The sequence below is a fragment of the Janibacter corallicola NBRC 107790 genome (genome assembly GCF_001570965.1).
Lineage (GTDB): Bacteria > Actinomycetota > Actinomycetes > Actinomycetales > Dermatophilaceae > Janibacter > Janibacter corallicola.
In genome coordinates this window covers 1-2,981 of the sequence record NZ_BCSR01000082.1, presented here as the reverse complement: position 1 = coordinate 2,981, position 2,981 = coordinate 1, and the positions used below count along the sequence as shown (strand labels likewise).

Below are 2,981 nucleotides of genomic sequence, written 5' to 3'. Positions count from 1 at the left end.
GGTCACCGGCTCGCCCGCCACGGTGTCCGCGGTGACCGCGTCCGGGGTGAGTGCCTTGAGGGCGGCCTTCTGCTCGCGGGTCGCGGGAGCGTCGACCCGGGCGTAGGCGGGCTCGCCGTGCCGTGCGGTCAGGTCCGCGTAGTGCTCGCTCGGGGTGCGGCCGGTCGTGGCGAGGATCTCCGAGGCGAGCAGCGCGAGGATGATGCCGTCCTTGTCGGTGCTCCACACCGAGCCGTCGAAGCGCAGGAAGGAGGCGCCGGCGGACTCCTCGCCGCCGAAGCCGACCGACCCGTCGAGCAGCCCGGGCACGAACCACTTGAAGCCGACGGGCACCTCCCACAGCCGCATCCCGAGCTCCTCGGCGACCCGGTCGATCATCGAGCTGGAGACGAGCGTCTTGCCGATGCGCTCGCTGGACCACCCGGGCCTGGCCCCGCCGTGCAGGTACCGGATCGCCGCAGACAGGTAGTGGTTGGGGTTCAGCAGGCCGCCGTCGCGGGTGATGATCCCGTGCCGGTCGGAGTCGGCGTCGTTGCCGGTGGCGATGTCGTAGCGGTCCTTCTGCGCCACCAGTCCGGCCATCGCGGCGGGGGAGGAGCAGTCCATCCGGATCTGTCCGTCGGTGTCCAGGGTCATGAAGCGCCACGTCGGGTCCACGAGCGGGTTGACGACCGTCAGGTCGAGGCCGTGGCGTTCGGCGATCGCGCCCCAGTAGTCGACGGCGGCGCCGCCCATCGGGTCCGCGCCGATGCGCACGCCGGCCTCCCGGATCCGCGCCAGGTCGACCACGTTCGGCAGGTCCTCGACGTAGTTGCCGAGGAAGTCGTGCTCCTCCGCGGCGGCCCGGGCCCGGGCGAAGGGGGTCCGCCGCACCTCCCGCAGCCCGTCCCGGAGGTGGGCATTGGCCGCCTCCGCGATGGCAGCGGTGACGTCGGTGTCGGCGGGCCCGCCGTGGGGCGGGTTGTACTTGAAGCCGCCGTCGCTCGGCGGGTTGTGCGACGGAGTGACCACGATGCCGTCGGCGAGGCCGCCCCCCTTCGCCGTGAGGTCCTTGCCGCGGTTGGCGGTGAGGATGGCGTGCGAGACGGCGGGGGTCGGGGTGTAGCGGTCGCGGGAGTCGACGAGCACGGTGACGTCGTTCGCGGCCAGCACCTCCAGGGCAGAGGTCCACGCCGGTTCGGAGAGGGCATGGGTGTCGCGCCCCAGGAAGAGTGGACCATCGATGCCGGCGGAGCGGCGGTGGTCCACGATCGCCTGCGTCGTGGCGAGGATGTGTGCCTCGTTGAAGGACCCGGTCAGCGAGGAGCCGCGGTGCCCGCTGGTCCCGAAGGCGACCTGCTGGTCCACGTCCTCGGGGTCGGGCTCGGTCGCGAAGTACGCGGTGACGACGTGACCGACGTCGATGAGGTCCTCGGGCTGGGCAGGGGTACCGGCACGATCGGCTGCGCTCATGTGGGAACGGTAGCGCCCAGCGTGCGGCCGGGGCCGAGACTGGCCGGGACCCGGACCGTCGCGGCGATCCGTCGGGCGCGCTGCTCCCTTCGGCGCGCCAGCAGCGGGAGGCTCGTGGGGGCGAGGCTGAAGAGGAGCAGGTCGGCCTCGAGGCATCCGCTCGTCAAGGCTGGCAGGAGACGCGGGGAGGGGACGAGCGAGAGACGGGTGTCTCGGCGGTCCGTCCCCACCGCCGCGGCTGCCCGGTCCAGCTGGCACTCGAGCCGCTGGCGCGCGGCTCGTCGCGTCTCGGTCCGTTCCCGGTCGGTGGTGATGTGCGGGAACATGCCCACCGGTGGGTAGTACTCCGCGATCACGTGCAGGTTCGTGGACCAGCGGTGGGCCAAGCCACTGGCCCAAGCCAGCGCGGAGGCGTCCGCGCGGCGTCCGATGATCCCGAGAACGATGCCATCCGGCCATGACACCCGGATCACCCCCAAGACGAAGGGCCCGCAGGGCCAGCCACCTCTTTCCCGAATTGTCCCATCGCGGCCGCGCCGAAGGAAGGGCTGCGCGGCGGACTACCGTCGGGGTATGAGCACCGCAGCAGGAAATCTCACCTGGACCGCCGCGACAGAGCACGTGGAGCTGCTCGCGGCGCCCGTCGCGAGTGCGATCGATGGGGTCCCCTCCGCCCGGGTCGCCACGATCGACCCCGAGCTCGCCGACACCGCCGCCTTCTGCGAGGCCTACGAGTCGGCGCCGGAGCACTCCGCGAACTGCGTCGTCGTCGCCGGGCGCAGGGCGGGGGAGACCCGGCGCGCGGCGGTCCTCGTCCTCGCGACCGACCGCGCGGACATCAACAACGTCGTGCGTCGGCACCTGGACGTCCGCAAGATCTCGTTCATGCCGATGGACGAGGCCGTCGAGCTGACCGGGATGGAGTATGGGGGCATCACCCCGGTCGGGCTGCCCGAGGACTGGCCGGTGCTGATCGACGAGGGCGTCCGCGACGCGGGGGAGGTCGTCATCGGCTCCGGGGTCCGCGGCTCGAAGCTGCTCGTCGACGCGAGCGAGCTGGTCGCGCTGCCCACCGCCGAGGTGCTCGCGCTGACCCGCTAGCCCCTGACCCGTCCCCCTTCGCTTTGACCTGTGGCGGTCGAGGCGGTGCGATGGACGCATGACCGACCGCGCCATCGTCGAGGCCGACCCCTCCCCGCTGCGGGCACGGGTGGGCACGAAGTTCGCCTACGGCACGAGCGGGGTCTCCCGCGCGCTGCTCTCCTTCGCGGTCTCCCGGGCTCACGACATCCGCGAGGAGCGCATCCTCGTGCACACCGCAGGCCGGCTCGTGGAGCCGAGGGAGATCCTGGGCGACCACGGCACGCGGCTGCACGTCGTCGACGACGTCGGCGACGGCTGGCTGGAGGTCACCTACGAGGCGGTCGTGGACATCACCCGTCCGAAGGGGGACCAGGCCGGCCCCGAGACCGACTACGACACGTGGGCCTTCACGCGCCCGAGCCGCTACTGCGAGTCCGACCGGCTGG

3 protein-coding genes and 1 pseudogene are annotated in these 2,981 nt (G+C 72.4%); 2 read left to right on the top strand and 2 right to left on the bottom strand.

All coding sequences use genetic code 11. The features are described from left to right. Together pgm and JCO01S_RS15155 are read right to left on the bottom strand one after the other, a co-directional pair. Positions 1-1,452: phosphoglucomutase (alpha-D-glucose-1,6-bisphosphate-dependent) (gene pgm / locus JCO01S_RS15160; protein ID WP_068257654.1), on the bottom strand; the 1,452-nt coding region annotated here is incomplete at its 3' end. Next, complete coding sequence (locus tag JCO01S_RS15155; protein WP_157074662.1) at positions 1,449-1,916, bottom strand: hypothetical protein; 468 nt, start codon at positions 1,914-1,916, stop codon at positions 1,449-1,451. The genes JCO01S_RS15155 and pgm, both read right to left, overlap by 4 nt. A 109-nt stretch (positions 1,917-2,025) precedes the next feature. Between JCO01S_RS15155 and JCO01S_RS15150 the strand changes: the two genes are divergently transcribed. Further along, entirely contained in the window at positions 2,026-2,553 is a 528-nt protein-coding gene (locus tag JCO01S_RS15150) for a YbaK/EbsC family protein (RefSeq protein WP_068257648.1), read from the top strand. A 58-nt stretch (positions 2,554-2,611) separates the two neighbouring features. After that, a pseudogene (locus tag JCO01S_RS15145) lies at positions 2,612-2,981 on the top strand (transglutaminase-like domain-containing protein); the annotation flags it as partial.

What these genes read in the sequence shown, in the direction of transcription:
- JCO01S_RS15150 (WP_068257648.1), top strand. Translation starts at nt 2,026, where the DNA reads ATGAGCACCGCAGCAGGAAATCTCACCTGGACCGCCGCGACAGAGCAC.